Genomic DNA, 25,266 nt, shown 5'->3' with positions numbered 1-25,266 from the left:
GGTTTAGTTCTTTATAATGAACAAAACAGCTCAATTTGAACTTATTTCGCCCGTTTTAACGTTTTGAAATATTTACATGAGGACATATACTAAAAATAGTTCTATATAAAGAACAGAACTAAAACAAATGGGTGAGAGGGTGAGATACGATGATCAAATCCAAGCCGGTGAAATGGTTGATCATTGCATTATCAGTTTTATTTATTTCAATTAGTTTTAGTATAGGAACTTTTGCAGGGAATCATCAAGATGGTGGTGAAGCAAACCCAAACACTGGAACAGTACAGCTAACAGATGATGCAGGTAACGAGGAACCAGGAAATGTTCCTCATTTTGATGATTTTAAGGATATCCACTTAAAAGGGCATGAGTTACAGCCAGGCAATTATCTTGTTAGAGTTACTTCACCTAATGGTAAAGATAATCTAGGCACAAGTCCAAGTGCAGATATTGTTGTACTAGAGGATGGGACGTTTTCGAGTTACAACCTTTATGAACTATTAGGAGGGTATCCAGATGAAACGCCTAATGAAGGTGGCGTTTATAAATTGTTGTTAAGTCAGGACGATACATTCCGTAGTGATGTGACTAACTCTAAAAACTTCAAATTCGATATAACAGAAGATGAAGATCCAGGAGATGGTGACGAGGGTAACGGTGAAGATGGTTCAGATGATGACGAAAACGGCGATGAAAACGGTTCAGACGATGGTGATGATGAGGGCAACGAAGATGATGGTGAAAATGGAAATGGATCTGATGAGGATAATGGTGACGAGAACGGATCAGACAATGGCGACGATAATGGAAATGAAGAAGATGAGAATGGTAATGATGAAGACAGTGAAAACGGAGACGGTTCAGACGAAGATGAAGGAAACGGTCAAGACGACGAAAATGGTCAAGAAGATGGTGGAAGTGAAGAAGATGGAGATCATGATGGAAGCAATGGAACAGACGAAGGTGACCGTGACGAAGATGGTTCAGATGATGAACAGCGTGAAAACGATGGAGAGACAATAGAAGAAGATGCAGATGATGAGGATCAAAAACAACAGTTACCAGATACTTCTGGAGAAGATGACGACTCTGATGAAGAACAAGAAGAATCAACTGCTGTAGGATCAACTGTTGATGGTGGTGAATTACCTGAAACGTCAACTCCATGGTATAACTTATTAGCGGTAAGCATTGCTTTATTGTTAGCTTCAGGTGGTTACTTGCTATTTAAGTTGCGTCCATTTAAGACAGCATAAATTTTGATGATTATGAGGTGAAAGTAGATGAGAAAGAAGGTTTCCTTATGGGTAGCCGGTGTCATCTTCTTTCTCTCATTTTTTTTATTAGGCTTTTCAGTTATGAACATTATTAACAGCGATGCAAAAGTCAACCAGTCATTAGATGAATGGGAACAATTACAACAAGATCGGAGTACAACGACTGAAGATCAACTTGTCATTGAGCATTTAAGCGAGCAAGCTGAAGAAGCCAAAGTAGGAAATGAGGGCGAGGAAGAGGCACAAAGATTATATGAGAATGTCCCAAATAATGGCGATGTGTTTGGTAAATTAACTATATCTAGATTAGATTATGAATTACCGATTATTCACGGGTCAGGAGAAGAAGAGTTGTCCCGTGGGGTCGGACATTTCGAACAGAGCGTATTACCAGGTACTTCAGATAACAGTGTGTTAGCTGGCCATCGCGATACGGTCTTTGTTGGTTTAGGAGAATTAGAAGAAGGTGATCGTATAGAAGTGGAAACAGAAGCCGGCCTATTTATTTATGAGTTAACTGAAACAAGAATCGTTGATGAAGACGATCGAACCGTAATTGTTCCAACAGAAGAAGCGACCCTAACCCTTGTCACTTGCTATCCTTTTGATTTCGTAGGTTCCGCACCAGAACGATATATTGTGACAGCAGAATTAATAGATGAAGAATAAACTATGATCACTATTTCTGAGAAGAAGTAGTGATTTTTTTATAAGGATTAAAGTATGATGCTTTAGTTCATTTGAGGACTATATCACACTACTTTTTAACTACTTATGAAATAATACTTTTTCGCAAAATTAGAGATAAATAGAAAGAAAAGGAGTAATAGATTGAAAATTTAAGAGAATAAAAGTTATTCTTTATACAGAACAAAATTAGGCTTTTTTAACGAATGAATAGATGTTTTTGCGAGTTTTCAATTTGTAGAATTACGACTATACTTAATGTAAGTTCGATATAAAGAACGAAAAGTTCTTTATAAAGATTTCAACCTGTTATGAAAGATCGATTCCAAAAATACATAAGTATTAAGTCAATCATAGCATACAATCGATCTTTTATATAAAAAAATTTGGGGGAGGAATTTAAGATGTTAGAAAAGTTCAAAGGATTACTAGTTGAAGAAGAAGGACAAGGTATGGTGGAGTATGGGTTGATTGTTGGGTTAATTTCTGTAGTGGTTGTGGCCTTACTAGTGACTGTTGGTGACAATCTAAAAGAAGTATTTACTGATATTGGTAATGCACTTGATATTGAAAGCTAATTTCCCACATTAATTCACTAGATGATTCCGCCAATTTTGGCGGGATCATCATTCTTTTAAAGGAGATGTTCGCATGGTCATAAACGCTGCGCTGGTTATTATCTTAGTCATATCTTTAATTACAGACATACATAAACGAAAGATCTTGAATGTTATTACTTTACCTTCTATGTTGTTCGGAATTGGCTATCATACATATATTAATGGTTTAGAAGGTTTGTCCTTTAGTTTAATAGGACTTTTATTAGGTTTTGTCATTCTATTAATCCCATTTCTATTAGGAGGAATTGGTGCTGGTGACGTTAAGTTAATGGCGGCGATCGGTGCATTAATGGGAGCACAATTTGTTTTCTATGCTTTTTTATTAACCGCTATAATTGGTGGTGTCATCTCTTTGCTGATTATGTTAAAAAACAAAACGTTATTTCCTTTCTTTAAAAGAATATACTTCAAAATCATTTATAAACAACAGCTTGCAGACCTTAATGAACCAAGGAAGAAACATATATCTATTCCATACGGCGTACCAATAGTAATGGGTACGTTTATCGTGATGTTTTGGGGAGGCATCTAAATGATTAAATCCCAAAAAGGGCAAGGACTTGTCGAGTTCGCACTCACGTTTACGCTACTCGCTATATTGCTGTTTGGCATTATGGACTTCGGCAGGGTCTTATACATGAATTTAGCTTTAGAACATGCGAGTCGTGAAGGTGCACGAATTGCAAGTTTAGGAGCGGATGATATTACAATTATTGATACGACAGTTGATGCTGCTGTAGGTGTTGCAATTAGTGATGATCACATTACTTTAACACCAGAAACGGATAGAGAATCTGGAGAGTATGCATCAGTGACGATTAACTATGAAGTAAGTTTTATAACACCTTTAACAGCTTTAATGCAAAGTGCACTTATGGAAGACACGTTAGAACTGACTTCTGAAACTGTGATGAGGGTGGAATGATTTATGGATAATCTATCTAAAAGGTTGAAAACGAATGTCCGGAACGAAAAAGGCGGGACTCTTATTCTTGTCGCGCTGTCTTTAGTCGTGTTGTTAGGTTTCGCTGCTTTAGTAATTGATGGTGGCTTATTATACGCAGAACGTAACAAATTACAAAAAACGATGGATGCAGCCGTTCTAGCCGGGGCGTATGAATTTTTTGAAGAAGGCGGAGATGTTGTTGGAGAATTCACGTATGTGTCTGAACAAAATGGTTTGCCAGACGATGGTGTCGCGCTGAACTTCGACGAAGGTACATCAGTCGAAGATGGAATGAAATATATATCTGATGTTGAAGGGTCAGATTATAACGTAGCTTTAACGGTCACAGATTCTTATGTTTTAGGAGAGGTCGTTAGGAATAAAGGGTTATCTTTTGCCAATGTATTAGATTTCAGTGATGCAGATGTGTTTGCTTCATCAAAAGCCGAATTTGGCCTTCTAAGCACAGGTATTGGTGTTTCACCAATGTTCATTGATTCAACTGATTTCGAGAAGGGTGATCAAGTCTGTTTAAAGCGAGTAACAGCTGGTAGTGATTCAGATTGTGAAGAACAAGATCAAGGTAATTTTGGGTTTTTAGACTTTGAAGATGGGAATTTAAGAGGTTCCTTTGATGAAACTGATTATGAGGTGAGTATTGGAGATTATGTTCAAAGTGAGCCAGGTAATTCACCTGGACAATGGAGAGATCCACTAGAAGATAAAATTGAAGCAGATACTGAGGAACATTGTGAAAGTTATGAAACTGCAGATTTAAGTTGTGAGAGAGTATTGTTAGTACCTACAACTTGTATTATCCCTGAAGGAGAAGATGAAGAACTTTATGGTGAAAACTGTATCAAAGAAGAAGATATTCAGGGTAAAACTGACATTCCTATAACTGGATTTGCTGCATTTTGGTTAGAGTCTGTTGGTTCAGGTAGTGACCATACAATTATTGGGAGGTTTTTGGAGGTATATTCTTCAGGGGAAGTTATTGATGAAATAATTTGTGAAGGAATCGAGGGTTGTAACTCAGAAACTAGTGTTAACGTAGTCAAACTAGTCGACCCAGCGTCAGATTAAACCACATTGATTATATAAAAATATAAATCTCACAACAGTTTGTCTAGTCATCTTCGTTTTATATGGAGTAGGGGGAGAGTAATGAAATCAAGGCGTATTTGGATTTGGGCTGTTTTATTTGGTTTTTTAGCTTCAATTACACTTTATATCGCAGTATTTAGTCAACAAGATGACACCGTGAATGATCAGCAGGCGAATGTTGAGGAGCAAGAAATAGAAGTAGAAGAAGAGGAATCTGAAGAAGACCAAAGTGAAGAAGTGATGGATGCTTCTAGTGAAGAAGATGAAGTGTACCGTCAAGAGATGTTGCCGATTGAAGAAGGAAAGCGTGCAATGTCTATTGATGTGAACTATGTAGAGGGTGTTTCAGGTTTTATTGAGCCTGGAGATTACGTTGATCTTGTAACAATTATCAATACACCTGAAGATGTTGAAGGTGATCAGCACGATGCTGCGACACTTTTGTTACAGAAGGTACGTGTGCTTGCGATTGGTCATGCGACACATAGTCCCGAAGAGGCAGCGAATTACCAACAAGTGACGTTAGAAGTAGAGCCGTATGAAGGTTTGTCGTTAGGTTTTGCCACGAAATGGGATCTTTATTTAATGTTACGTGATCAAGATGATGAAAGTATTGAGCCAGACCGTACACATGTTCATGAAGACGACCTGCACGAAGGGGTGTTTCGCTAAATGAAAATACTAGGAATTACAAATCAATTAAACCAAACGTTAAGCGTGCAACGTGCTGCACAAGAATTAGGTCATAGTTTACAATGGTTTGAATCTGTTCAAGAACTTAAGTCATCCATTGAGCCAGATGAAGAGATGATTATACTAATCTATGAAAATGATGAACGTGATTTATATGAGTTATGTGAAGAGATTAGTTTTCAATTTGAAAATGTTTCGACGGTTCTATGTATGCCAGAACACCAAGTTGATGTGAAAAAGGTTATTCGTTCTGGTGCAATCGACGTAATCGATAAGCCATATTCATATGTAGATGTATTAAAAGGATTATCTGAACTTCCAACGGTGAAAAGAAATCAATCCTCATCATGGCAAAATCAAGAAGAGAAATTAGGAAAGGTCTTAACAGTGTGTAGTACTAAAGGAGGCGTCGGTAAAACGACCGTCAGTACTAATTTAGCGGTTTCCTTAGCGAAACAGAGTAACAGTGTTGCAATAGTTGACCTTGATCTTCAGTTTGGTGATGTTGATTTGTTTTTAGATTTAAAACCGAAGAAAACGGTTTACGAGTGGGTGAAAGAAGCAAGCAGTCATTCGGATATAAAAAACTATATGACATCTCATGAATCAGGAGTCGACTTATTGGCTTCACCTATAAGACCAGAGTTTGCTGAAGCTGTTACGGGTGATGATATTGAAAGAGCTATTGAAGCGTTAAAAAGTGTATACGATTGGGTTATTATCGATACACCTCCAACGTTAATTGAAACAGACATTGTTGCGTTAGAACAATCTGATGAAGTCATTTTAGTGACTTCAATGGACTTACCCACTTTAAAGAACTGTAAGCTTTATTTGGAAACGATGGAATCAATCCATATTAAAAAGCCTTTAAAGTTAGTCGTTAACCGCAAATCAAAGAAAATCAAAGGGATGAAAGTAGAAACAGTCACAAGCGTTTTAGGCCAATCAACGTTCGCGGAAATACCGAATGATGAGAAAAATGTCGTGACCTCTGTCAATGAAGGAATTCCTTTAGTTATTTCTACACCTAGAGCCCCTGCTGCGAAAGCGATCTTAAAGCTAGCAGGGAAACTAGATGAGAACAAACCAGAGAAGAAAAAAGGTGTGTTATTTAAAAAAGCGGTGAACGCTTGATTAATGAAATGGGGTGAGGTTTTACATGTCATTAATGAAACGAATGAGTCAAACACAAGTTGGAGATGAAGAGAAGAAAACATTTAATGTACCAACAGAAAAACGCCCAAAAACACACCAAGAAATAATCGAAACACGGTTGCGTGATTATTTAATTGAAGAGTTAAAGCAATACCAAGACCTTTCACAAGATGAATTGAGTGAAACGATTAAAGAATTAGCAGAACCTTTTTTAGAAGAAGAAGGAGATCGACTTACGTTTGAAGCGAAAAAAGACGTCACTTCTTCTGTTATGAATGATTTAATCGGTTTAGGACCAATTACGCCGTTTATTCATGATGAAACGGTAACTGAAGTCATGGTTAATGGTCCTTCAGAAATTTACGTAGAGCGAAACGGTAAGATTACGAGGACAAATCATACGTTTAAAGATAATCGACACGTTGCTAATGTAATTGAACGAATTGTAAACCCTTTAGGACGACGAATCGACGAAAGTAATCCGATGGTCGATGCAAGACTTTCAGATGGTTCGCGTGTTAATGCGATTATACCGCCCCTTGCGTTGAATGGACCAACGTTAACGATTCGTAAGTTTTCTAAGGAACCATTTAAGGTAGACGACTTATTAAGGTTCGGGACTTTCAATCAAGAGATGGCTGATTTCTTAAAAGCGTGTGTCCAATCATATTTAAATGTTTTTGTTAGTGGTGGGACAGGCTCAGGTAAAACAACAACATTAAATGTGTTATCTTCATTTATTCAAAACACAGACCGTATTATAACGATTGAGGATGCGGCAGAATTAAAGTTACACCAAGATCACATTATTCCATTAGAATCTCGTCCACCAAATATTGAAGGAAAAGGTGAGATTACGATCCGTGACCTTGTTAGAAACTCGTTACGTATGAGACCAGACCGCATCGTAGTCGGTGAGGTTCGTAGTGCTGAGGCATTGGACATGCTTCAGGCGATGAACACAGGTCATGATGGATCATTAGGTACAGGGCACGCTAACACCCCTCGAGATATGTTATCTCGTTTAGAGACGATGGTGCTAATGGCTGGGATGGATCTTCCTATTAAAGCGATCCGTGAGCAAATTGCTGGGGCGATTGACTTAATTATTCACCAATCACGTATGAAAGACGGAACGCGCAAAATTACACACATATCAGAAGTATTAGGTATGGAAGAGAATACAATTGTGATGCAAGATATATTTGTGTTTAAACAGACAGGCATCAGTCAAAGTGGAAAAATCGAAGGTCACTTCCAACCGACTGGTATTCGCCCACAAATAATTGATCGACTTGAACAAAACGGTATTAATCTACCACCTAGCTTGTTCCGTGGGGAGTGGTAGTGATGAGTTTATCGATGTTATTCGCCTTAGTATTTTCGTTTATATTTTTCTTTATCATATTTAGAGTTGCGTTTTTATGGGCTTTTCGTCATAAAATAAACATTGACCGTCGAGTAGACAGTATGTCGAATGAAGAAGAGGAAGTAGAAGAGAAGGGTGAGAAGAAGGATCAAAGTACAATGATGCGTTGGATTTCATGGCTAGGAAAGCAATTACCGTGGAAGCCAATTAGCAATCAATGGGAAGAGCGGTTAATTGTTGCTGGCGTGACTCTAAAGTTACAAGAGTTTTATGTCGTTCGAGTAATGTTTGTTCTTTTTACATTCTTTATTTTAGTGGCGTGGGTAAACATTTGGGTCGCATTACTGTCAATCTTGTTAACTTGGTTCTATTTACCTCGTCTTTACTTAAAAATTAAAACTAAAAAACGTCTCGACCGAAGTATTACGCAGCTTGCGAATGCCTTAGGGACGATGTCTAACTCAATGCGTGCTGGTTTTAGCTTTATGCAATCGATGCAAGTTGTAGCAAAGGAAATGCCAGACCCTATTGGACCAGAGTTTGAACTGACGATTAAAGAAATTAACCTTGGAGGCTCATACGAAGAGGCTTTTGATCAATTACTTAGACGGCTTCCGAACAAAGATTTAGAAATGGTCGTGTCAGCTTTATTAATCCAAAGACAGTCTGGCGGAAATCTAGCTGTTTTACTAGAGACGTTAAGAGATACGATTCAAGGACGGTTACGCGTAAAAGATGAAGTCCGTACGTTAACAGCACAAGGAAGAATTTCATCTTGGATTATTTCTCTTTTACCAATCGGTCTAGCGTTAGTGATTAATGTTATACATCCTGGATTTTTCGAACCGTTATTTACCAATATATTCGGTTGGATGTTAATCATTTTCGGAGCGTTATTTTTTGTCATTGGATGGCTATTAATTAATAAAATCGTCCAAGTTGAGGTGTAGACGATGACACAGTTCATATTTTTTATTTCGACGTTTGTATTTCTGACATTAGTTGTCGCAGGAATTCTTCATTTCTTCATGAAAAGAGAAATTAACATAGAACAAAGGGCTGATCAGTTGACTAGCAGGTCAAGTGATCAACTAGATGATGAAGGTGAGGGGAAGCGGCAATTAGCTAACAGTCAATTCGTTCAAAAAGGGATTACTCAAGCTAGGACGGTCATGAAAGATAAAATGTCAGGCCATTCAATTAAAACACTTGAACAAAAGTTACGTGAATCTGGCAATCCGAAAAATTTATCAGCGGTAGATTTTAGACTAATTCAATTTACTGTAGGGATTGGGTTGTTTTTAGTTGTTTTCCTTTTACTGTTTCCTTCTTCTGAATCGTTAAGTCAAGTGTTGTTAATAAGCGGTGCTGCTGGGTTGATTGGCTTCATTTATCCCATGGCTAACTTGAACACGAGAAGGAAAAATCGATTGAAAGAAATTGAAAAAATGATGCCCGATTACTTTGATATGTTAAACTTATCAGTTGAAGCAGGGATGGGGTTAGACTCAGCTATGGTACAATCTTGTGAAAAAGTAAAAGGCCCACTCTCTGATGAGTTCCAAGTCGCTTTAGAAGATATGAAGTTAGGAAACTCACGAGATATTGCGTTATCTGACTTACGTGACCGTGTTCCTTCTGATCAGTTTCAAAACGTTATTCGTTCACTCGTTCAAGCGGACCGGTTAGGCGTAGGAATGTCAAAAGTTATTCGCGTTCAAACCGAGCGTATACGTGAACAACAACTTCAGCGAGCACGGGAGCAAGCGATGAAAACACCAGTTAAAATGTTATTACCGATGGTGTTCTGTATTTTCCCGTTATTATTTATCGTTTTAATGGGACCGATTGCGATCCAAATTTTCGATACGTTATTTTAATAGAACTCAGCCCAAATTGTGGGTTGAGTTTTTATTTGTTTAGGCAAATGATAGAATGAAAGAAATGCAGTAATAGGTGGTTGATTTTAACGTTGGATGAACGACAAATTCGGATGATGAATTACATCAAACAAAACAAATGGGTAGTTGTATTACTCATTTTAAGTATAACCATTATATGGGGATATGCATGGACGTTAATGAAAGAGGCGCTTCAGTATATGGGGCCTTTTACTTTCTCAGCTTTTCGTTTTGGTGTTGGTGCCGTTACAATGTTTGGCATATTACTGTTCTTTAAGGTCGGGATACCAGAACGAAAGTATTGGAAACATTTATTCATAGTAGGGCTCCTTCAAACAGCGATCGTCTTTTTACTTGTTATGTATGGGCTAAAGTTTGTAGAAGCGGGTAAATCTTCTATTCTTTTATATTCAATGCCCATTTGGAGTAGTTTACTAGCTGTTTTCATTTTAAAAGATCGACTGATTAAACCACAAATTGTTGGGTTAACAGTTGGGTTGATAGGTTTATTAACTATTTTAGGATGGGATTTATGGCTAGCTCAAAATGCTGCAACGGTTTTCGGTGAAATGTTAATCATCGTTGCCGCCATTTCATGGGGTTTATCGAACATATACTACCGTTTATTTTTAAAAGGGTTGTCACAACTACAAGTTAACGGTTATCAGATGGCTTTTGGTTCTTTGGCAATTACGATCGTGGCTGTCATGGCTGAATCTGATCAGGCGATTGTATGGAATGCTGAAAGTGTATACTATGTTTTATTTACGGGTGTATTAGCTTCAGCGCTTTGTTTTACAGTTTGGTTTATTTTATTAAGTGTGATCGACATGGTAACGGCAACAATTTCAACGTTACTCGTTCCTGTGTTCGGTTTGTTATTTGGTTGGTTATTATTAAATGAACCGTTAACAGCTAACATATTGATTGGTACTGTTCTAATCATAATTGGCATTTCGATTGCTAACATTTATAAAAAAATTCCCTCTAGGTCATAAACACCTAGAGGGATTTGCTTTTTTAGAATAATAGTAAGCCGATTGCAATCGGTATGAAGCTCCAAACGAGAATGATTAAACAGAATCCCATAATATCTTTAACTTTAAGACCGGCTATGGCAAGTAATGGTAATGCCCAGAATGGTTGGATCATATTCGTCCATGCATCACCCCAAGCAACGGCCATCGCTGTTTTGGCTGTATCAACACCAATTTCTAGTGCAGCTGGAATCATAATCGGTGCTTGAACTGCCCACTGTCCGCCACCAGATGGTACGAAAAAGTTAACAATCCCTGCGCTAATAAAGGCGAACAACGGTAAAGTAACTTCGTTTGAAATATTTACAAACATCGTTGACATTTGTTCAGACAATCCTGAAGCTACCATCATCCCCATAATCCCTGCGTAAAACGGGAACTGAATAATAATCCCACCAGCGTTTTTAACAGCATCTGACACGCTATTTAAAAACTTACGAGGTGTCTTATGAAGTAGGATGCCTAAGAAAAGAAAGATGAAGTTTACGATGTTAATATTTAAATCAAATCCACTTGTCGTAAAGTGATAAATAATAAAGGCTAAACCTAATATACCGATGATCATAGAAATGACTTGGCTATGTTCAAGTCGCTCTGCTGGTGTTAAATCTTTCTTCTCTAACTTTTGCTCCTCGACTGTTTGAGTGTGGGTCTTTAACAATTCTGGATCAATGCTAGAGTTACCATCTCGAGCTTTTAGTAAAAACCAGTTTAAGATTGGTAATGTGATGAGTAAAATAAAAACGATAAATAAATTTAGTTCGCTAAACAAAGTTTCAGTAATCGGAATGACGCCTACTAAATCTTCTAAAAAGTGACCTTCTGTTGCAATTGTTAAAGGAATAGAACCTGAGAATCCTCCATGCCAAAGTAGAAACCCACTATAAGCAGCTGCGATTAAAATACGGTAGTCAATAGAAGGGATCCGTTTGGCAACGTGTATCGCAAGTAAAGCACCAACAACAAGACCGAATCCATAGTTAATTAAACAAGCAATCGATGCGACAACAGTTACAAGGACAATTGCTTGACCAGGTGAATTAGCCATATTACTTATTTTTGATAGAATACCTTTTACGAAAGGTGTGTTAGCTAAAATATATCCCGTAATAACAATTAATGACATCTGCATCGCAAATGCTAGAAGATCCCAAAATCCTTGCCCCCAATACTCAACCATGTTAACTGGTGAGCTGCCTGTAAAGACTAATCCAAGAACAAACACAATAATCGTTAAAATGATAGCAAATAGAAAGGCATCAGGTAAGTAGCGTTGGACGAGCCTATCACTGGTAGCCGTAATCGACTTAAGCATATTATTCCTCCTTTTTGTAAATGTTTTTTGAAGCTCGTTATATTCTATTAGTCTTTTAGTCTTAAATATGTCACTAGTTTTTAGTGAATTTTGTCGAATGAATGTCTCCATTTTTGTTTAATAGCGTCGTATTGTGCGCTTGCCTGGGAAATAGATAAGGGAATATAGTTCATTAAATGTTCAAAAGTTCTAAACCTTTAGTCGTATTAGCCGATATTATTTTTAAGCAATATGATTGAGGGGGAGTAAGAAATGAAATCAATACGGTTAAAATTGGCTGTCATTATGCTTGTATTATTAGTGGTTCCACTAGTTACAGTCGTTTTTGTGTCATACAGTCAATCATCGGTTTTAGAACGTGTCGTCATTCCTAAAGCTGAATTAGAAAGAGAAAGTTCAGCAGCAGCTGAAGTTTTTGAAGAGTATGAACAACTATTAAATACATATAGTCAAGAGGAGGAACTGCAGTACACATCATTCGATATACCGAGTTCGGATGTTAATTTCGATAATATGCCTTCGACTAATGATCCGGACATGACAGGGTTTTATCAAGAGTACTTGACGAATTACGCAGAAGGTTATGATTATATATTAAATTTATATTTCGGAACACCTGATGGCTCACTGTATTTAAATGATATTCCTGATGCTGATTTAACAGGATATGATGCAACAGAACGTGATTGGTATGAACAGGCATTGGCAAATGAAGGAGAAGTTATTTGGACAGAACCATATTTAGATGCTGCAACAAACCAATCCATTATTACGCTTGCAACAACATTAACAGATGAACAAGGTGAGGTAATTGGTGTAGCAGCAATTGACTTTCAAATGTCTAAACTGGCTACGTTACTAAGACAAGATACTGCGCAGACGATGTTATTAATTGGATTTATATCTGTCGTTGTAGGATTAGTTGTCGTCTTTTTCTTCGTTCGATACATGAATAACCAAATTAAAACAATCCATACAGGCCTACAAAATGTAGCCAATGGAGATCTGACACAACCGATTGAAGTCAATAGTCAAGATGAATTCGGAAGCCTTGCAGAACAATACAATCAAATGTTAGATCAAATGCATGGATTAATAAAGAAAGTTGTTGAATCATCTGAACAAGTGGCTGCTTCATCACAACAGTTAAACGCAAATGCAGATGAAACCACTCGTGCTGCAGAACAAATTGCTCAATCGATCCAACAAGTCTCTGAAGGAAATGAAGGGCAAGTTCAACAAGTACAAGAATCAACTCAGTATGTATCTGACATATCTAAAGACATTGAAGAGATCTCTTCTAGGGCAGAACGTGTTAACGAATCATCAGAATCCACTTCAAAACAAGCAGTAAGTGGTGAGGAAGTCGTAAAACAAGCAGTTAATCAAATGGATGAGATTAGTAAAAATACGGAATCAACTCGTGATATTATCCAGAGCTTAAATCAGCGTTCAAGAGAAGTAGAGAAAATATTAGATATTATTAATGATATATCTGAGCAGACTAATTTACTAGCTTTGAATGCGGCAATTGAGGCTGCGCGAGCTGGTGAACATGGTAAAGGATTTGCAGTTGTTGCTGATGAAGTACGAAAATTAGCAGAACAATCAACTGAATCCACAGGTCAAATTTCAAGTATTATTACTGAAATTCAAAATGAAACGCAACATGCAGTGCAATCAATGGAAAATGGCGTAGTAAACGTTGATGAAGGAAAAGAACTTGTAAATAAAGCAGGTCACTCGTTTGAAGACATTGCACAAGCCGTTACTCTTGTGTCTCAACGAATGGAAGAAGTATCAGATTCGATTAAACAGATCGATGAAAGAAGTCATAAGCTTGTTCATTCAATGGAGACAGTTTCACAGCAAACAGAAAATGCATCTAGTCTTGCTGAAGAGGTTGCAGGTGCAGCTGAAGAACAAACAGCTAGTGTAGAAGAAGTGACTTCTGCAACAGATGCACTGTCACATATGGCAGAAGAATTACAACAAGCAGCAAATCAATTTAAAGTTAAGTAAACAAAGAGGTGTGATTCTATATGAATCACACCTCAACTATTTAATAAGGTGTCCACTCTAATTGGCGAGCTTCTTGGAATCGGTGTTCGGCTTCATCCCAATTGACAACATTCCACCATTCATCAATATAATCACCACGTTCGTTTTCATATTGCAAATAGTAAGCATGTTCCCAAACATCGAGAGGTAGAAGAGGTATAACATCCCATTGTGTTAAGTTTTGGTGCTTTTCGGCTTGTAAAATTTCAAGACGTTGAGACCTAGGAGACCAAATTAAAATCGCCCATCCAACCGCTTCTACATTTTTTGCCGCTTCAGAGAAATGCTCTTTAAACTGCTCATAACTTCCAAATGAGTGATTTATTTCATTTAATAGTTCACCCGTAGGTTCTCCACCACCATCTGGACTCATGACATTCCAAAAAATCGTGTGTAAGTAATGTCCAGCTCCATTAAAAGCCGCTTCTCGTTCCCAATGTTTAATTAAATCGTAATCACCTGATTGACGTGCTTCCTGCATCTTACGTTCAGCTTTGTTTAACCCATCTACATAACTTTGGTGATGCTTTTGGTGGTGTAGACGCATAATGCGCTCATCAATATAGGGTTCTAATGCATCATAGTCATAAGGAAGGGGAGGGAGCTCGTGTCCGCCGATTGGTACGGATCGACTATTATGATCATCTTGCTTGTCATTTTTCTTATGGATCAATTGATTCCAACGGTCATATAAGTGAGCTGCATCAGTTTGTAACTGTTTCGCAATGTCAGGTGAAAGGTCATCGCGGTGGTGATAATACGTATCTACTTGTGTTAAAAATTCACCTAACGATTGATCTAATTCTTTTCCTTCTTGGTTAACTTCATCTTGCCGCAGAAAATCATCTTGAATACGTTCCCATTTCTCTACAAACTCAGCTGTCCAATGGCTAAGGTCTTCTATAAACTGATTTAAGTTTTCGTGTTTCAAGTTAAAACCTCCTAATGAATATCCACTTATGTATATGACGTTTGCCAAATTTATGTTAAAAAAGAGCTTGAACAGTAAATTGTTCAAACCCTTTAAGGCTCTAACTTTTGTATTCAGCTTTATATGAATTCTCCCCAGCATAAACCGTCAATAATGTATTTGCGAAACCAACAATTCGGTTAATAACTTCATCACCGATTAAGTAGACGAATACATGGAGATTACGTTCATAAAGTTTTGGGTCCTCAATAATTATTGATGTATTAATCGTTATTTCTTTAGTACCGAGCAAATCATAATGAACTATAGCTTTTCCAAATGCTCCGTCAGACTTAGGTTCTTGATAAGAAGGAAGAAACAAAAACCATTCTTCTGCACTGGCTGAGCGAAAGTCTTTAATAAATTTGAGTTGTTCGATTTCGTTTAAGTATTGTTCTTTTACTTCTTGTGGTAACGTCTCAATAATCTCATGGTGCATTCGTTATTCTTCCTTATATCCTTCTGCTTCAGTTGCGATTTCGTATGCTTCTAGTATCGATGCCCTTTCATCTGGGTCTGTAATTTTAACTAAAAATTGATCGTCACCTTCTTCTTCAACGCGCATGACAAACACTTCGTTTTCATCTTTTAATAAAGCGTATGATTGTTCATGCATGTCAAACATACCTGCAACAGAAAATTCCTTCTCCAAACCTTCTTCATCATAAATTGTAATAATATCTTCGTGTCCTTCGTTCATGATTTTTGCCTCCTCATGTAGTGATTATGCTTTAGTGTTTGTAAGAATGGTCACATTATGAATGCACGAAGTATATTTCAGGATATTATCCATTATTTTTGGAACGCTACAAAGTGAAACCGATATTGTGAGGTGTCACTGATGAAAAAGTTTATATCAATAAATGTAGCAGTTGTATTTATATTATTATTATCGATTACAGCTTTTGCGCACAATGGATGGATCGAATCTAATAACCCGATCGTTGAACAAGGCCAAAAAGCTTACGTTAGCTTATATTTAGGCAACCATTCTGATCAACATACGAGTTATCGAATTGATCGTAAGTGGGGAATTCAAGATTCTAAAATGGTTGTAAAAACACCTTCTAACCAAGAGGTGAACATGACAGATGAATTTTATGATATGGGTGAAGTATCCGAAGTAGATGATGACCGAGCTGGTTTAAATAATTTTTATAACGGATCGTTTACTGCAGAAGAAGAAGGGCTATATACAGTCATTGCAAAAGGAGACTTTAAGTACGGAGAACAGGAAGAGGCAACAGTGAGGACGGCTAAAGCTTTTGTTGGCGTTAGTAAAAATCCAACGTTAAGACAAATGAGTGAACTCTCAGACTACGATGAACCACAAGTAAGTAAAAGAGCAGAAATCGTGCCACTATTCAACCCTGTAACAGTTCAATCAGGCGATTATGTAACAGCTCAGTTAATGTATGATGGGGAGCCAGTTGAAGATCAAGAGGTTGCTGTTATTCAACGAAGCACCTCAAAAGATCTTCAGCTCGTTACAGATTTGAACGGAAAAATTGCGTGGGAAGTAGGAGAAGCGGATTACTATTTAATCCGGGCAGAATTCGAATTAGATGGGACAGAATATGAAGCGACAATGACATTTGTCGTTAATGAAGAGTTTAACCAAGAAGAACCTGAATGAGTAAACTAAAACACCAATCTGTTAAGGATTGGTGTTTTAACATACTATGGGACTACACTACAGTCACCGATAAACGTCGCAGAGCTTACTGGTGCGCTAAATGTGGTAGAGAAACTGTTGCCGTGTAAGTCAGAAGCAATAATAGTCCACGTCCCAATATTTGCGGGACTAATTTGTAACTCAATTAAAACATCAAAAATACCATTAATTACGTTACCAATCGCATTGGCTACACCATGTACTCTAGCGAAATTGTTACCATCACATTGTATACTGATTCTTCTTCCCATTACAAAGTTAATTGTATTACCACCTGAGCCGAAAGCAATATTAAAATTGTTAATGGCTGGGTTACAAATCGCATTCGCTGTGAAGCATTGAATGGCTGTGACGTTTATTGTACCTTGGAATGTTGATGGGGTACTTTGTTGTGTGACATTAACGGTAGCTGGTGCAGCATTACCTTGTATACCTATTCTATATTTACATGGGCATTCCTCTAATGGACATTCTATATGGATACTAATCATAGCAGTAATTGTTTCACCATTAACAGTTGTTGTAGCCATAATAACAGTTGATATAAGTGGGGTCGATTCTGGAACCGTTAGCGTAGTGGAATAATTTCCTAATGCATCGGTCGTAGCTGGATTTGGATCAAACTCACCAACGATAGGGAAGTTATTAAATTCTACTACGGCATCTTCAACTGGTATACCATCACAAGTTACAGTTCCAGTGATTTCTCCTTCACAAGTAATGAGTGCTGGTGCTTCGATCGTAATTGTACATTCACGAGCTTCACAAACTACAGTTAGAACTATTGTTTCCTCTAAATCTTCACCATCAACTGTGGTTCTTGCGGTAATTGTTACTTGTGTAGGAGGCGTACCTGGCTCTACATTAACCGTTGTCAGTGCTACACCTAGTACTCCTGTTGTTGCTGGATTAGGGTCAAATGAAATAAGATCTGGTCGATCACTTTCAAACGTTACATTTGCTCCAGCGATAACTTCATCATTACAACGTACTCGGGCCTCTACAACATCGATACAGTCAATCGTACTTGGACCAAATAAGAACAATTGACATTCACTTTCACATACCAAAATGGTATCAAGACTAATAGAAAACTCATGTTGATCAATGGTAGTCGTTGCTGTGACTGTTGCAATAGTTGGCTCAGTCCCAACAGGTACATCTAATGTGGTAAAGAAATGACCGTTTTCATCAGTTACGGTAGGATTTGGGTTAACATCGGCAATGTCAGGGTCAACAGAAATAAATACTTCTTGATTTGCTATTCGTTCGCCATTACATAGTACAGTTCCAGATATTTGACGGTCACACATTATGACAGCTGGTACAAACAAAGTGATTTGACATGGACCACAAGTAAATGAAACATCATCTACTCTTATTTGTTGGTTTGTGTCTTGAATAATCCAGTCATAAACCTTTTCAGTAGAAATACAAGTTTGTTCAAAAGTTTGTTGTTCACCTGTGTTAGTTATCCTATTCTTTGTACTAAGTGTTGTCGGTGGAGGGCAGGATTCGCTTAATGCTTCTCTCGGTTGACATGCCCTTGTAGCTAAATCAATGACCGTATTGTATACTGATTTAATCTCTTGGCAAATCCTTAAGCCGATTTCGATTGAAACTAATTCACCGTCACGACATACGATGTTAGGTAGGCAGTCAAACTCGGTAATTGTACATGTCACATCTGTTCCTCTAGGGGCACAGAGCAATACTCTTTCAGTAAAGCTAAATGGTATGGGTTCACTAACACATTCAAATCGATCATCAAATGCTTCAATTACAACAAATCCCCGTTTAAACAATGTGACTTCTTGAAGAATCGTTCGCTCCCCAGACGGTAATGTCACGCTAACCTCTCGTCTTCTATTAGGATCAACTTCTGCACATTCTACTCCTTCATTAGTAGGTAATGGAAATCCAAATTGATCAGTCAAATAACATCTGACTGTCCCATTGTTTTCTATAATGGAACATAATTCACTACTCATTGTGTTCGCACTCCTTTCTATCAAACTTATTTATATATTATGGTAAGATTCGGCATTTCGTTTGTTCTTATAGATGTTGATTAAAAAATGATGAAACCGCATATGGTGTATATATTGTTGAATGGCCAATCAACCTTCAAACATTTGCATAAATTAATAGTAGGACTATAGGAAGGTGATTGGGGTGAAAAAGCGATCAAAGAAACGACAAGTTATATCGACTAAGCAAGTATATGATTGGCAAACGACGACAATTGACTTAATGGTAAGACTGAAGGTGAGTAAAGAACCTATGAAAGTTAAAACTTATCAATATAATACTCGTTCTGATGGAGTGCGAAAAGTATATACAAATAGTGATGAACTAACCGAGTATGGAAATCGTGGAGTTTTGAACCCGAATAAATTTTCAATTATAAATTTATATATTAATGGTGTGTTACAACCCCCTAATATCTACAATGTTGAAGAAGGTCAACTAACGTTAAATACTGAAGATGCCCCAATAGAAGGAGCTCCTATAACCTTACAGTATATTGCGCTTTATCAATAAGAAATAGAGGGCCCAAACAATTGGGATCCCTCTACTATTTATTATGTTGCTATATCTGTGTTTGAAGTCGGTGTGAAGTTAACAACTTCTAATACGACTGGTACACCTTCTAAGATTGGTTCACCTTCATCAGGTACGTTAATATCTAATGAGCCTGTTTGCGTTTCTCCAGGTGTATAAATAGAGATATCATCCATTTGTAGAACACCGTTAATGTAAACATTATAATAACTGTTGTTTTGTTCTAGTTCTGGTAGTTCAGTTACTGTTGTACCAGTATCATCAAAGAAATCAGCAGCATCAATTGATAAAGTAGAATTGGGTGCTGTTTCAGCATCAGTGGTATAGAAGAATTTAGTTGAATTAGGTTCAGAGTTTACAGTTGTTTCAGCCTCAATTTGGAGTTTCATAATTCTTAATGTCATAATAGATCCCTCCTTATTATAGCTCTGTATTATTCTATGAACGTTCTGCTAAAAAGAGATAAGACAAGTTGATCAATTCAATCGTTTCTATTAAAAATAGTGTAATGAATCATAATATTATCCTAGTAAAGCAAATTAATTTAAAAGTGGTTTACAAGCTGATACGATTGTAGTGAACATCTCAACAAGAAAGGACTTTTAAATATGAGCAATATAAATATTCCTTTATCTGTTTTAAATTTAGTTCCAATCAGGAAAGGTGAAGGGGCTAAAGAAGCAATCGATTCGATGGTTGAATTAGCTCAAGCAACAGAACAATTAGGTTACGAAAGGTATTGGATTGCAGAACACCACAATACATCAACGCTCGTTAGTTCTGCGACAACGATGTTAATGAAACATACATTAGAACATACGGAGAAAATTCGTGTTGGCTCTGGTGGCGTGATGCTTCCCAATCATTCACCATTAATAGTTTAAGAACAATTTGGTACGATGGAGACAATCTACCCTAATCGTTTAGACCTTGGATTAGGACGAGCACCTGGTACCGATCAACTAACAGCAAGTGCAATTAGACGTTCTAAACATGATTCAGTCCATGATTTTCCGAATGATGTGCAAGAGATCTTAAAGTATTTTGGACCACTGGAGAAGCAAGGCTTTGTTAAAGCTTACCCAGGGGTTGACTCGAACATCCCTCTCTATATTTTAGGTTCATCAACTGACTCAGCAAGGTTAGCAGCTAAGTTAGGATTGCCATATTCGTTTGCAGCACATTTTGCACCACGTCACATGGCAGAAGCTATAAAAATATACCGTGAACAATTTGAGCCATCAGAGTATTTAGATCAGCCATATATGATGGTTTGTTTAAATGTTATTGCAGCAGAGACAGATGAAGAGGCAATCCGTGAGAAGACAACGTTGGAACAATTCTTCCTAAATGTTGTTAGAGGGACACAAAATCCATTAAATCCGCCAATTGATAATATTGAAGACTTTTACAAAGCATCAGAAAAGCAGATCGTTGATTCAATGACAAGCGCTTCACTAATTGGTAGTAAAGAAACAGTGAAACGCCAATTAACAAGTTTCCAAGAACAGTTCGATGTTGATGAAATCATGGCTATTACGTATATTTATGATCGTGAGAAGCAAAGAAGGTCATTTGAAATCTTAAAAGAAGTAGTAGACGGAAAATAATATATGATTTAACAAAAGGCTGTGTTATTCGCAGCCTTTTGTTTTTTACCAGTAAAACATTTGCCGTAACTTCATGACGTTACGTACTGCACGAGCGTGTCGACCTTCACGTGTACACCGTGTTGATAAATGGTCGAGTTCGCGAATAAACTGTTGATCACATTTCCTTCTGTTAACTCTTGAATGATAACACTGGTCATGTTTACGGCAGGATCGGTCAACCTTATTGACAGGTTTGCCGGGACCACTACATCCTGGACCGCAGTAACGGTATCCAGGTAGGCATAAACGACAATTCCGCATAATAAAACCTCCCCAATATACTAGTACTATAGTATATGAGGTATCGATTAACTTCTCTATTATATATAACCTATTAGTTTGACTTTCTTGTATTTTTTTGATTACTTCAGGTTCAAGGTTAACAAAAAACCAACTTTCCCATGGAACTAGTGCCTCTATTAAGCCACAAATCGTAGAGTTTTTCTTGCGTTTTTCCTCTTACTTCCCTAATTCTAATCGTCCTATTTTTGATAGGTTAATAGATTTTTAAAATTAATAACAAGACAAGAATATACGGCAAAACATAGGCGTAATTATGAAGTAAGGGGGGGTGTAAGAATGGGATTCTTTGATCATGCAAAGGAAATGGTGCACGTTGATTTAGAATTGTTAGAGCTAGAACGTAATTTAAAGAAGGTTTATAAACACTATAATAGGATTAATCAAAGGTTGGCTGATTCAAAATATTATCGCCAAGCGAAATTCGAAAAGGTGCAAAAGGCTTTGCAACAGTTTAAAGATTATTTTATTAAACGAGAATTTCATTTATCTGATAGCAATGTTTATATAGTTGCAACACTCGGGCAGAGAAGAGCGGAGTTAGTCATTAATGATACGCTTGATTTAACTTTAAGAGTTTATAGCCACGATGAGGTTGTTAGTGATCACACACTATTCTTAGAAGATAAAAATAAGTTACACCCGAAGTTCACGGGTCAAATACTAAATGATCGAGTAAAGTTTGATCATAGTTATTCAAATTTAACGATTCAAGAGCGTTATATTAAGTCAATTGGAGATGTTGAGCAAGACATTCAAGCGTTGAATGAAAGGTTGAAGCAAGATTATAAACCTGATTTTCTTTATTATGATGTTATTCGTGATGAAAGGTATCAAACGTTAACGGATTTATTAAATTACTTGAACGAGGAGTTAGGATAAACAAGGATGAACTTTAACTTTCATCCTTGTTTTTTTGGTTTTTTCGTAAAGTGTGATTTTGGCCCCATTCATGCATAGCTTCAAGAATCGGTTCTAAACTACGACCATACTCACTAATGGCGTACTCCACTTTAGGTGGGACTTGAGGATAGACCGTACGTTCGACAATGTCTTCATCTTCTAATTCACGTAGTTGTTTCGTCAACATCTTCTGCGTAATGCCAGGTAATTTTCTTTTAAGTTCATTGAAGCGGTGAGTATCTTCGTGCAATAAGTGTAACAATATGATCGGTTTCCACTTACCAACAAGGATGCTTAACGCATCTTCAACTCGACATAATTCTGGTTGACGTTCTTCCATATTTGAAAACCCCTTTACAGTATCTTTAAGTATACTATGGTTCATAAAAGTGCGTACTTTCATTTGCGACAGTTTTAATAGATAATACTATTGTAAGATAAAATAGAGAGAAACAAAAGAATGGAAGGACTGATCATCATGGAAAAATACCGTATTAACCCTGATAACGGTCTAGAATTTGGATTATATACGCTAGGTGACCATTTACCGAACCCAAATACAGGAGAGCGTATTCCAGCAGAACAACGAATACATGAAATTATAGAGCTATCACAATTAGCAGAACAAGCTGGTATTGATTTCTTTAGTGTTGGAGAAAGTCACCAAGATTACTTTACAACACAAGCTCATTCAGTTGTATTAAGTGCAATCGCACAAGCCACTGAGAAAATAAAAATTGCAAGTTCATCGACGATTATTAGCACGTTGGACCCAGTGCGTGTATATGAAGATTTTGCCACAATTGATTTAATTTCAAAAGGTCGTGCAGAAATAGTTGCAGGACGAGCATCTCGTGTTGGCAACTTTGAATTGTTAGGCTATAACTTAAGAGATTATGAAGAGCTATATGAAGAGAAATTTGAGTTATTACGTCAAATTAATGAAGAAGAGGTTGTGAACTGGAGTGGTAAGCACCGAGCACCTCTTAAAGATGCGCGCGTGTTACCGCGTCCCAAAGACGGTTGGATGCCTATTTGGCGTGCAGTTGGTGGATCGCCAACAAGCGCTGTAAAAGCAGGTTATGCGGGAGTGCCGATGTTTATGGCACATTTAGGAGGACCTGCAACCGTATTTAAACGGACGGTTGATGCATATCGTGAAGCGGCTAGCATGAATGGTTATGACCCAGAACAATTACCGATTGCTACAGCTGGCTTTTTCTATGCAGCTGAAACGTCACAACAAGCACTCAAAGATTTATACCCTCATATTAATGAAGGTATGAAGAAGACGAATGGACAAGGCTTTCCGAAGCAAAACTTTGCACAAGGTGTTGACCCACACAATGTCATGAATATTGGTAGCCCACAACAAATTATTGAGAAAATTTTATATCAGCATGAATTGTTCGGTCATCAACGTTACATTGCCCAAATGGATTTCGGCGGAATGCCTTTTGATCAATTAGCACGTAATATTGAATTAATCGGATCTAAAATACTACCAGCAATTAAGAAACACACACGAAGGTAGAGGAGGGAAGAGGGATGAAAATTGTCGGATTATCCGGATCGATTGTTGGTTCTAAAACAAGAACCGCAATGGACTACACGATGGAATCGTTAGAAAGACAATACCCTGAAGCTGAAACAACGTTAATCGACTTAGCTGATTATAATATTCAATTTAGTGACGGACGCAATTATTTAGACTATGACGGCGATACCAAATACGTAACAGAAACGATTATGAATGCTGATGCGATTATCATTGGAACGCCAATCTTCCAGGCATCGATTCCAGCAACGTTAAAAAACATTTTTGACTTACTACCAGTTGATGCTTTTCGAGACAAAGTAGTCGGCATGATTGCAACAGCGGGATCGGCGAAACATTATTTAATTATAGAACAACATTTAAAGTCGATTTTAGGTTATATGAAAGCACAAATCGTTCAAACGTATGTATTTATTGAAGAAGTTGATTTCCATAGAAAAGAAATCGTTAATCACGATGTGTTAGCAAGAATTGATCGACTAGTAGAAGACACAGTTGTGTTAACCGAGACTTATCAAGAAATTAAGCAGAAGAAGGAAGATCAATACGATTTTTAAGAATGACTCCCTTTGGATTGCGTATGGCCAAAGGGGGTTAACTTTATTTTAAATGTACTTTCCGTGATCAGGAATAGCGATTTCTTCAAAATTTTGCACAAGATCACTTAAGTCTTCATTTAGCGCATCGCCATATAAAGGAACACCATGCCCAGTAGCAGCTAGTGTTGGTTTTAATTCAGCTAATTTTTTAACTGAATCCCAAGCTTGTTGCCAATCTGTCGTTAAGTAGCGAGGTGGTCCGCTAATTTCTTTTTCTTGAGTAAACACTTTATACAACGAGTCTTGCCTTACTGTCACAAATGCATCACCAACAATTAACGTACCGTCTTCATCACGGAACAATGAAACATGCCCAGGTGTATGCCCAGGCGTGTGAACCCACCTGAATCCAGGCATATGAGGAACACTCCCGTCAGAATGGAGTGGCTCTAAGTGATTTCTAATGTCGATCGCTTCATTTGGAAAGATTGGGGACATTTTAGCAACTAAACCACCTTCAACAGAAGAATCCGGTTCAGGATAATCTTTTTCTCCCGTTAAATATGGTTTTTCCAACTCATGAGCGTAAACTGGAACATCCCAATGTTCAATTAACTCAATAATTGCTCCAACATGATCAAAATGACCATGAGTTAAAATAACCGCTTTCGGACGCGTATCTTCACCAAATCGTTCTGCAGCAACTGCCTTAATATCATCGAACGACCTTGGCATACCAGCATCAATTAACACGAATTCGTTACTGTCCGAATCACCATAGAAGAAAAGGTTTACGACTTGAATGGTATGCTGATAAAGATCAGTTAGTAATTCTTTGCCAACACCGCTGCCAATCGATGTCGCCGGTATAAACTTATAATCATCTCCATAGTTCATTTCTTTTGACATGATATATCCTTCTTTCTTTAACTT

Annotated in this window: 27 protein-coding genes and 1 pseudogene; 19 read left to right on the top strand and 9 right to left on the bottom strand. The window is 37.4% G+C overall.

Annotated features, from left to right (window positions below; translation table 11 throughout):
* Nucleotides 1-149 precede the first annotated feature (149 nt).
* From J2R98_RS02900 to J2R98_RS02845, 12 genes are all read left to right on the top strand, one after another.
* A complete protein-coding gene (locus J2R98_RS02900) occupies nt 150-1,256 on the top strand; it encodes a hypothetical protein (RefSeq protein ID WP_307065941.1) in 1,107 nt (368 codons plus the stop codon).
* A 27-nt stretch (nt 1,257-1,283) separates the two neighbouring features.
* Nucleotides 1,284-1,946 carry a class D sortase, LPxTATN-specific gene (gene srtD, locus J2R98_RS02895; protein WP_307065939.1) on the top strand — a complete coding sequence of 221 codons (663 nt, stop codon included), beginning with the start codon at nt 1,284-1,286 and terminating at the stop codon, nt 1,944-1,946.
* Between the two features lie 422 nt (nt 1,947-2,368).
* The gene (locus J2R98_RS02890; RefSeq protein ID WP_307065938.1) at nt 2,369-2,542 is read left to right on the top strand and encodes a Flp family type IVb pilin; all 174 of its coding nucleotides are present in this window, start codon (nt 2,369-2,371) and stop codon (nt 2,540-2,542) included.
* 73 nt (nt 2,543-2,615) lie between these two features.
* Nucleotides 2,616-3,116, top strand: coding sequence for an A24 family peptidase (locus tag J2R98_RS02885; protein ID WP_307065936.1), 501 nt, complete (start codon nt 2,616-2,618; stop codon nt 3,114-3,116).
* On the top strand, nt 3,117-3,509 hold the full coding sequence (locus J2R98_RS02880) for a TadE/TadG family type IV pilus assembly protein (protein WP_307065934.1): 393 nt from the start codon (nt 3,117-3,119) through the stop codon (nt 3,507-3,509).
* Nucleotides 3,510-3,512: 3 nt separating this feature from the next.
* The gene (locus J2R98_RS02875; protein ID WP_307065933.1) at nt 3,513-4,616 is read left to right on the top strand and encodes a Tad domain-containing protein; all 1,104 of its coding nucleotides are present in this window, start codon (nt 3,513-3,515) and stop codon (nt 4,614-4,616) included.
* An 81-nt stretch (nt 4,617-4,697) separates the two neighbouring features.
* Nucleotides 4,698-5,309 (top strand): Flp pilus assembly protein CpaB, encoded by a 612-nt coding sequence (cpaB, locus tag J2R98_RS02870; protein ID WP_307065931.1) that lies wholly within the window; start codon nt 4,698-4,700, stop codon nt 5,307-5,309.
* Complete coding sequence (locus J2R98_RS02865) at nt 5,310-6,467, top strand: CpaE/TadZ family protein (RefSeq protein ID WP_307065929.1); 1,158 nt, start codon at nt 5,310-5,312, stop codon at nt 6,465-6,467.
* Between the two features lie 25 nt (nt 6,468-6,492).
* Nucleotides 6,493-7,836 carry a TadA family conjugal transfer-associated ATPase gene (locus tag J2R98_RS02860; protein WP_307065927.1) on the top strand — a complete coding sequence of 448 codons (1,344 nt, stop codon included), beginning with the start codon at nt 6,493-6,495 and terminating at the stop codon, nt 7,834-7,836.
* A 2-nt stretch (nt 7,837-7,838) separates the two neighbouring features.
* Nucleotides 7,839-8,807 carry a type II secretion system F family protein gene (locus J2R98_RS02855; RefSeq protein WP_307065925.1) on the top strand — a complete coding sequence of 323 codons (969 nt, stop codon included), beginning with the start codon at nt 7,839-7,841 and terminating at the stop codon, nt 8,805-8,807.
* A gap of 3 nt (nt 8,808-8,810) precedes the next feature.
* The gene (locus J2R98_RS02850; protein WP_307065923.1) at nt 8,811-9,737 is read left to right on the top strand and encodes a type II secretion system F family protein; all 927 of its coding nucleotides are present in this window, start codon (nt 8,811-8,813) and stop codon (nt 9,735-9,737) included.
* Between the two features lie 92 nt (nt 9,738-9,829).
* Nucleotides 9,830-10,756, top strand: coding sequence for a DMT family transporter (locus J2R98_RS02845; protein ID WP_307065921.1), 927 nt, complete (start codon nt 9,830-9,832; stop codon nt 10,754-10,756).
* 22 nt (nt 10,757-10,778) lie between these two features.
* On the opposite strand, the gene J2R98_RS02840 is transcribed toward J2R98_RS02845, so the two are convergent.
* Nucleotides 10,779-12,110 carry a short-chain fatty acid transporter gene (locus J2R98_RS02840; RefSeq protein ID WP_307065919.1) on the bottom strand — a complete coding sequence of 444 codons (1,332 nt, stop codon included), beginning with the start codon at nt 12,108-12,110 and terminating at the stop codon, nt 10,779-10,781.
* A 252-nt stretch (nt 12,111-12,362) separates the two neighbouring features.
* On the opposite strand from J2R98_RS02840, the gene J2R98_RS02835 reads away from it, so the two are divergent.
* Entirely contained in the window at nt 12,363-14,132 is a 1,770-nt protein-coding gene (locus J2R98_RS02835) for a methyl-accepting chemotaxis protein (RefSeq protein ID WP_307065917.1), read from the top strand.
* 40 nt (nt 14,133-14,172) lie between these two features.
* On the opposite strand, the gene J2R98_RS02830 is transcribed toward J2R98_RS02835, so the two are convergent.
* The 3 genes from J2R98_RS02830 to J2R98_RS02820 form a co-directional block, all read right to left on the bottom strand.
* Nucleotides 14,173-15,102 carry a superoxide dismutase gene (locus J2R98_RS02830; protein WP_307065915.1) on the bottom strand — a complete coding sequence of 310 codons (930 nt, stop codon included), beginning with the start codon at nt 15,100-15,102 and terminating at the stop codon, nt 14,173-14,175.
* A gap of 100 nt (nt 15,103-15,202) precedes the next feature.
* Nucleotides 15,203-15,580: a hypothetical protein gene (locus J2R98_RS02825; RefSeq protein ID WP_307065913.1), complete on the bottom strand. Its 378-nt coding sequence runs from the start codon at nt 15,578-15,580 to the stop codon at nt 15,203-15,205.
* Between the two features lie 3 nt (nt 15,581-15,583).
* Nucleotides 15,584-15,841: a DUF1292 domain-containing protein gene (locus J2R98_RS02820; RefSeq protein ID WP_307065911.1), complete on the bottom strand. Its 258-nt coding sequence runs from the start codon at nt 15,839-15,841 to the stop codon at nt 15,584-15,586.
* Between the two features lie 141 nt (nt 15,842-15,982).
* On the opposite strand from J2R98_RS02820, the gene J2R98_RS02815 reads away from it, so the two are divergent.
* Nucleotides 15,983-16,777 (top strand): DUF4198 domain-containing protein, encoded by a 795-nt coding sequence (locus J2R98_RS02815; RefSeq protein WP_307065909.1) that lies wholly within the window; start codon nt 15,983-15,985, stop codon nt 16,775-16,777.
* A gap of 44 nt (nt 16,778-16,821) precedes the next feature.
* Here the strand turns inward: J2R98_RS02815 and J2R98_RS02810 are convergent, their stop codons facing one another.
* Nucleotides 16,822-18,807 (bottom strand): BMQ_0737 family morphogenetic spore coat protein, encoded by a 1,986-nt coding sequence (locus tag J2R98_RS02810; RefSeq protein WP_307065907.1) that lies wholly within the window; start codon nt 18,805-18,807, stop codon nt 16,822-16,824.
* A 184-nt stretch (nt 18,808-18,991) separates the two neighbouring features.
* Here J2R98_RS02810 and J2R98_RS02805 point away from each other — a divergent pair, with 184 nt between their 5' ends.
* Nucleotides 18,992-19,360: a DUF4183 domain-containing protein gene (locus J2R98_RS02805; RefSeq protein WP_307065904.1), complete on the top strand. Its 369-nt coding sequence runs from the start codon at nt 18,992-18,994 to the stop codon at nt 19,358-19,360.
* Between the two features lie 41 nt (nt 19,361-19,401).
* On the opposite strand, the gene J2R98_RS02800 is transcribed toward J2R98_RS02805, so the two are convergent.
* Entirely contained in the window at nt 19,402-19,785 is a 384-nt protein-coding gene (locus tag J2R98_RS02800) for a DUF4183 domain-containing protein (RefSeq protein WP_307065902.1), read from the bottom strand.
* A gap of 204 nt (nt 19,786-19,989) precedes the next feature.
* Here J2R98_RS02800 and J2R98_RS02795 point away from each other — a divergent pair.
* Nucleotides 19,990-20,991 (top strand): annotated as a pseudogene (locus tag J2R98_RS02795) (LLM class flavin-dependent oxidoreductase).
* Between the two features lie 45 nt (nt 20,992-21,036).
* On the opposite strand, the gene J2R98_RS02790 reads toward J2R98_RS02795, so the two are convergent.
* The gene (locus tag J2R98_RS02790; protein ID WP_307065900.1) at nt 21,037-21,294 is read right to left on the bottom strand and encodes a phospholipase; all 258 of its coding nucleotides are present in this window, start codon (nt 21,292-21,294) and stop codon (nt 21,037-21,039) included.
* A 318-nt stretch (nt 21,295-21,612) separates the two neighbouring features.
* On the opposite strand from J2R98_RS02790, the gene J2R98_RS02785 reads away from it, so the two are divergent.
* A complete protein-coding gene (locus J2R98_RS02785; protein ID WP_307065898.1) occupies nt 21,613-22,215 on the top strand; it encodes a hypothetical protein in 603 nt (200 codons plus the stop codon).
* 13 nt (nt 22,216-22,228) lie between these two features.
* On the opposite strand, the gene J2R98_RS02780 is transcribed toward J2R98_RS02785, so the two are convergent.
* Nucleotides 22,229-22,576 carry a winged helix-turn-helix transcriptional regulator gene (locus J2R98_RS02780; RefSeq protein WP_307065895.1) on the bottom strand — a complete coding sequence of 116 codons (348 nt, stop codon included), beginning with the start codon at nt 22,574-22,576 and terminating at the stop codon, nt 22,229-22,231.
* A 138-nt stretch (nt 22,577-22,714) separates the two neighbouring features.
* Here J2R98_RS02780 and J2R98_RS02775 point away from each other — a divergent pair, with 138 nt between their 5' ends.
* Both J2R98_RS02775 and J2R98_RS02770 read left to right on the top strand, forming a co-directional pair.
* Nucleotides 22,715-23,770 (top strand): LLM class flavin-dependent oxidoreductase, encoded by a 1,056-nt coding sequence (locus J2R98_RS02775; protein WP_307065893.1) that lies wholly within the window; start codon nt 22,715-22,717, stop codon nt 23,768-23,770.
* Nucleotides 23,771-23,784: 14 nt separating this feature from the next.
* Complete coding sequence (locus J2R98_RS02770; RefSeq protein ID WP_307065891.1) at nt 23,785-24,351, top strand: NADPH-dependent FMN reductase; 567 nt, start codon at nt 23,785-23,787, stop codon at nt 24,349-24,351.
* 48 nt (nt 24,352-24,399) lie between these two features.
* On the opposite strand, the gene J2R98_RS02765 is transcribed toward J2R98_RS02770, so the two are convergent.
* The gene (locus J2R98_RS02765) at nt 24,400-25,242 is read right to left on the bottom strand and encodes an MBL fold metallo-hydrolase (protein ID WP_307065888.1); all 843 of its coding nucleotides are present in this window, start codon (nt 25,240-25,242) and stop codon (nt 24,400-24,402) included.
* Nucleotides 25,243-25,266: the final 24 nt, after the last annotated feature.

The sequence above is a fragment of the Alkalibacillus filiformis genome (genome assembly GCF_030814115.1).
In the GTDB taxonomy this organism is placed as follows: domain Bacteria; phylum Bacillota; class Bacilli; order Bacillales; family Alkalibacillaceae; genus Alkalibacillus; species Alkalibacillus filiformis.
This window is presented reverse-complemented; position numbering and strand designations above follow the sequence as displayed.

Excerpts from the sequence above, each read along its gene's own strand:
- J2R98_RS02835 (WP_307065917.1), top strand. The coding sequence starts at position 12,363 with ATGAAATCAATACGGTTAAAATTGGCTGTCATTATGCTTGTATTATTA.
- J2R98_RS02790 (WP_307065900.1), bottom strand. The coding sequence starts at position 21,294 with ATGCGGAATTGTCGTTTATGCCTACCTGGATACCGTTACTGCGGTCCA.
- J2R98_RS02810 (WP_307065907.1), bottom strand. The coding sequence starts at position 18,807 with ATGAGTAGTGAATTATGTTCCATTATAGAAAACAATGGGACAGTCAGA.
- J2R98_RS02785 (WP_307065898.1), top strand. The coding sequence starts at position 21,613 with ATGGGATTCTTTGATCATGCAAAGGAAATGGTGCACGTTGATTTAGAA.
- J2R98_RS02825 (WP_307065913.1), bottom strand. The coding sequence starts at position 15,580 with ATGCACCATGAGATTATTGAGACGTTACCACAAGAAGTAAAAGAACAA.
- J2R98_RS02820 (WP_307065911.1), bottom strand. The coding sequence starts at position 15,841 with ATGAACGAAGGACACGAAGATATTATTACAATTTATGATGAAGAAGGT.
- J2R98_RS02860 (WP_307065927.1), top strand. The coding sequence starts at position 6,493 with ATGTCATTAATGAAACGAATGAGTCAAACACAAGTTGGAGATGAAGAG.
- J2R98_RS02875 (WP_307065933.1), top strand. The coding sequence starts at position 3,513 with ATGGATAATCTATCTAAAAGGTTGAAAACGAATGTCCGGAACGAAAAA.
- J2R98_RS02850 (WP_307065923.1), top strand. The coding sequence starts at position 8,811 with ATGACACAGTTCATATTTTTTATTTCGACGTTTGTATTTCTGACATTA.
- J2R98_RS02890 (WP_307065938.1), top strand. The coding sequence starts at position 2,369 with ATGTTAGAAAAGTTCAAAGGATTACTAGTTGAAGAAGAAGGACAAGGT.
- J2R98_RS02770 (WP_307065891.1), top strand. The coding sequence starts at position 23,785 with ATGAAAATTGTCGGATTATCCGGATCGATTGTTGGTTCTAAAACAAGA.
- J2R98_RS02780 (WP_307065895.1), bottom strand. The coding sequence starts at position 22,576 with ATGGAAGAACGTCAACCAGAATTATGTCGAGTTGAAGATGCGTTAAGC.
- J2R98_RS02800 (WP_307065902.1), bottom strand. The coding sequence starts at position 19,785 with ATGACATTAAGAATTATGAAACTCCAAATTGAGGCTGAAACAACTGTA.
- srtD (WP_307065939.1), top strand. The coding sequence starts at position 1,284 with ATGAGAAAGAAGGTTTCCTTATGGGTAGCCGGTGTCATCTTCTTTCTC.
- J2R98_RS02885 (WP_307065936.1), top strand. The coding sequence starts at position 2,616 with ATGGTCATAAACGCTGCGCTGGTTATTATCTTAGTCATATCTTTAATT.
- J2R98_RS02775 (WP_307065893.1), top strand. The coding sequence starts at position 22,715 with ATGGAAAAATACCGTATTAACCCTGATAACGGTCTAGAATTTGGATTA.
- J2R98_RS02765 (WP_307065888.1), bottom strand. The coding sequence starts at position 25,242 with ATGTCAAAAGAAATGAACTATGGAGATGATTATAAGTTTATACCGGCG.
- J2R98_RS02865 (WP_307065929.1), top strand. The coding sequence starts at position 5,310 with ATGAAAATACTAGGAATTACAAATCAATTAAACCAAACGTTAAGCGTG.
- cpaB (WP_307065931.1), top strand. The coding sequence starts at position 4,698 with ATGAAATCAAGGCGTATTTGGATTTGGGCTGTTTTATTTGGTTTTTTA.
- J2R98_RS02855 (WP_307065925.1), top strand. The coding sequence starts at position 7,839 with ATGAGTTTATCGATGTTATTCGCCTTAGTATTTTCGTTTATATTTTTC.
- J2R98_RS02900 (WP_307065941.1), top strand. The coding sequence starts at position 150 with ATGATCAAATCCAAGCCGGTGAAATGGTTGATCATTGCATTATCAGTT.
- J2R98_RS02880 (WP_307065934.1), top strand. The coding sequence starts at position 3,117 with ATGATTAAATCCCAAAAAGGGCAAGGACTTGTCGAGTTCGCACTCACG.
- J2R98_RS02815 (WP_307065909.1), top strand. The coding sequence starts at position 15,983 with ATGAAAAAGTTTATATCAATAAATGTAGCAGTTGTATTTATATTATTA.
- J2R98_RS02840 (WP_307065919.1), bottom strand. The coding sequence starts at position 12,110 with ATGCTTAAGTCGATTACGGCTACCAGTGATAGGCTCGTCCAACGCTAC.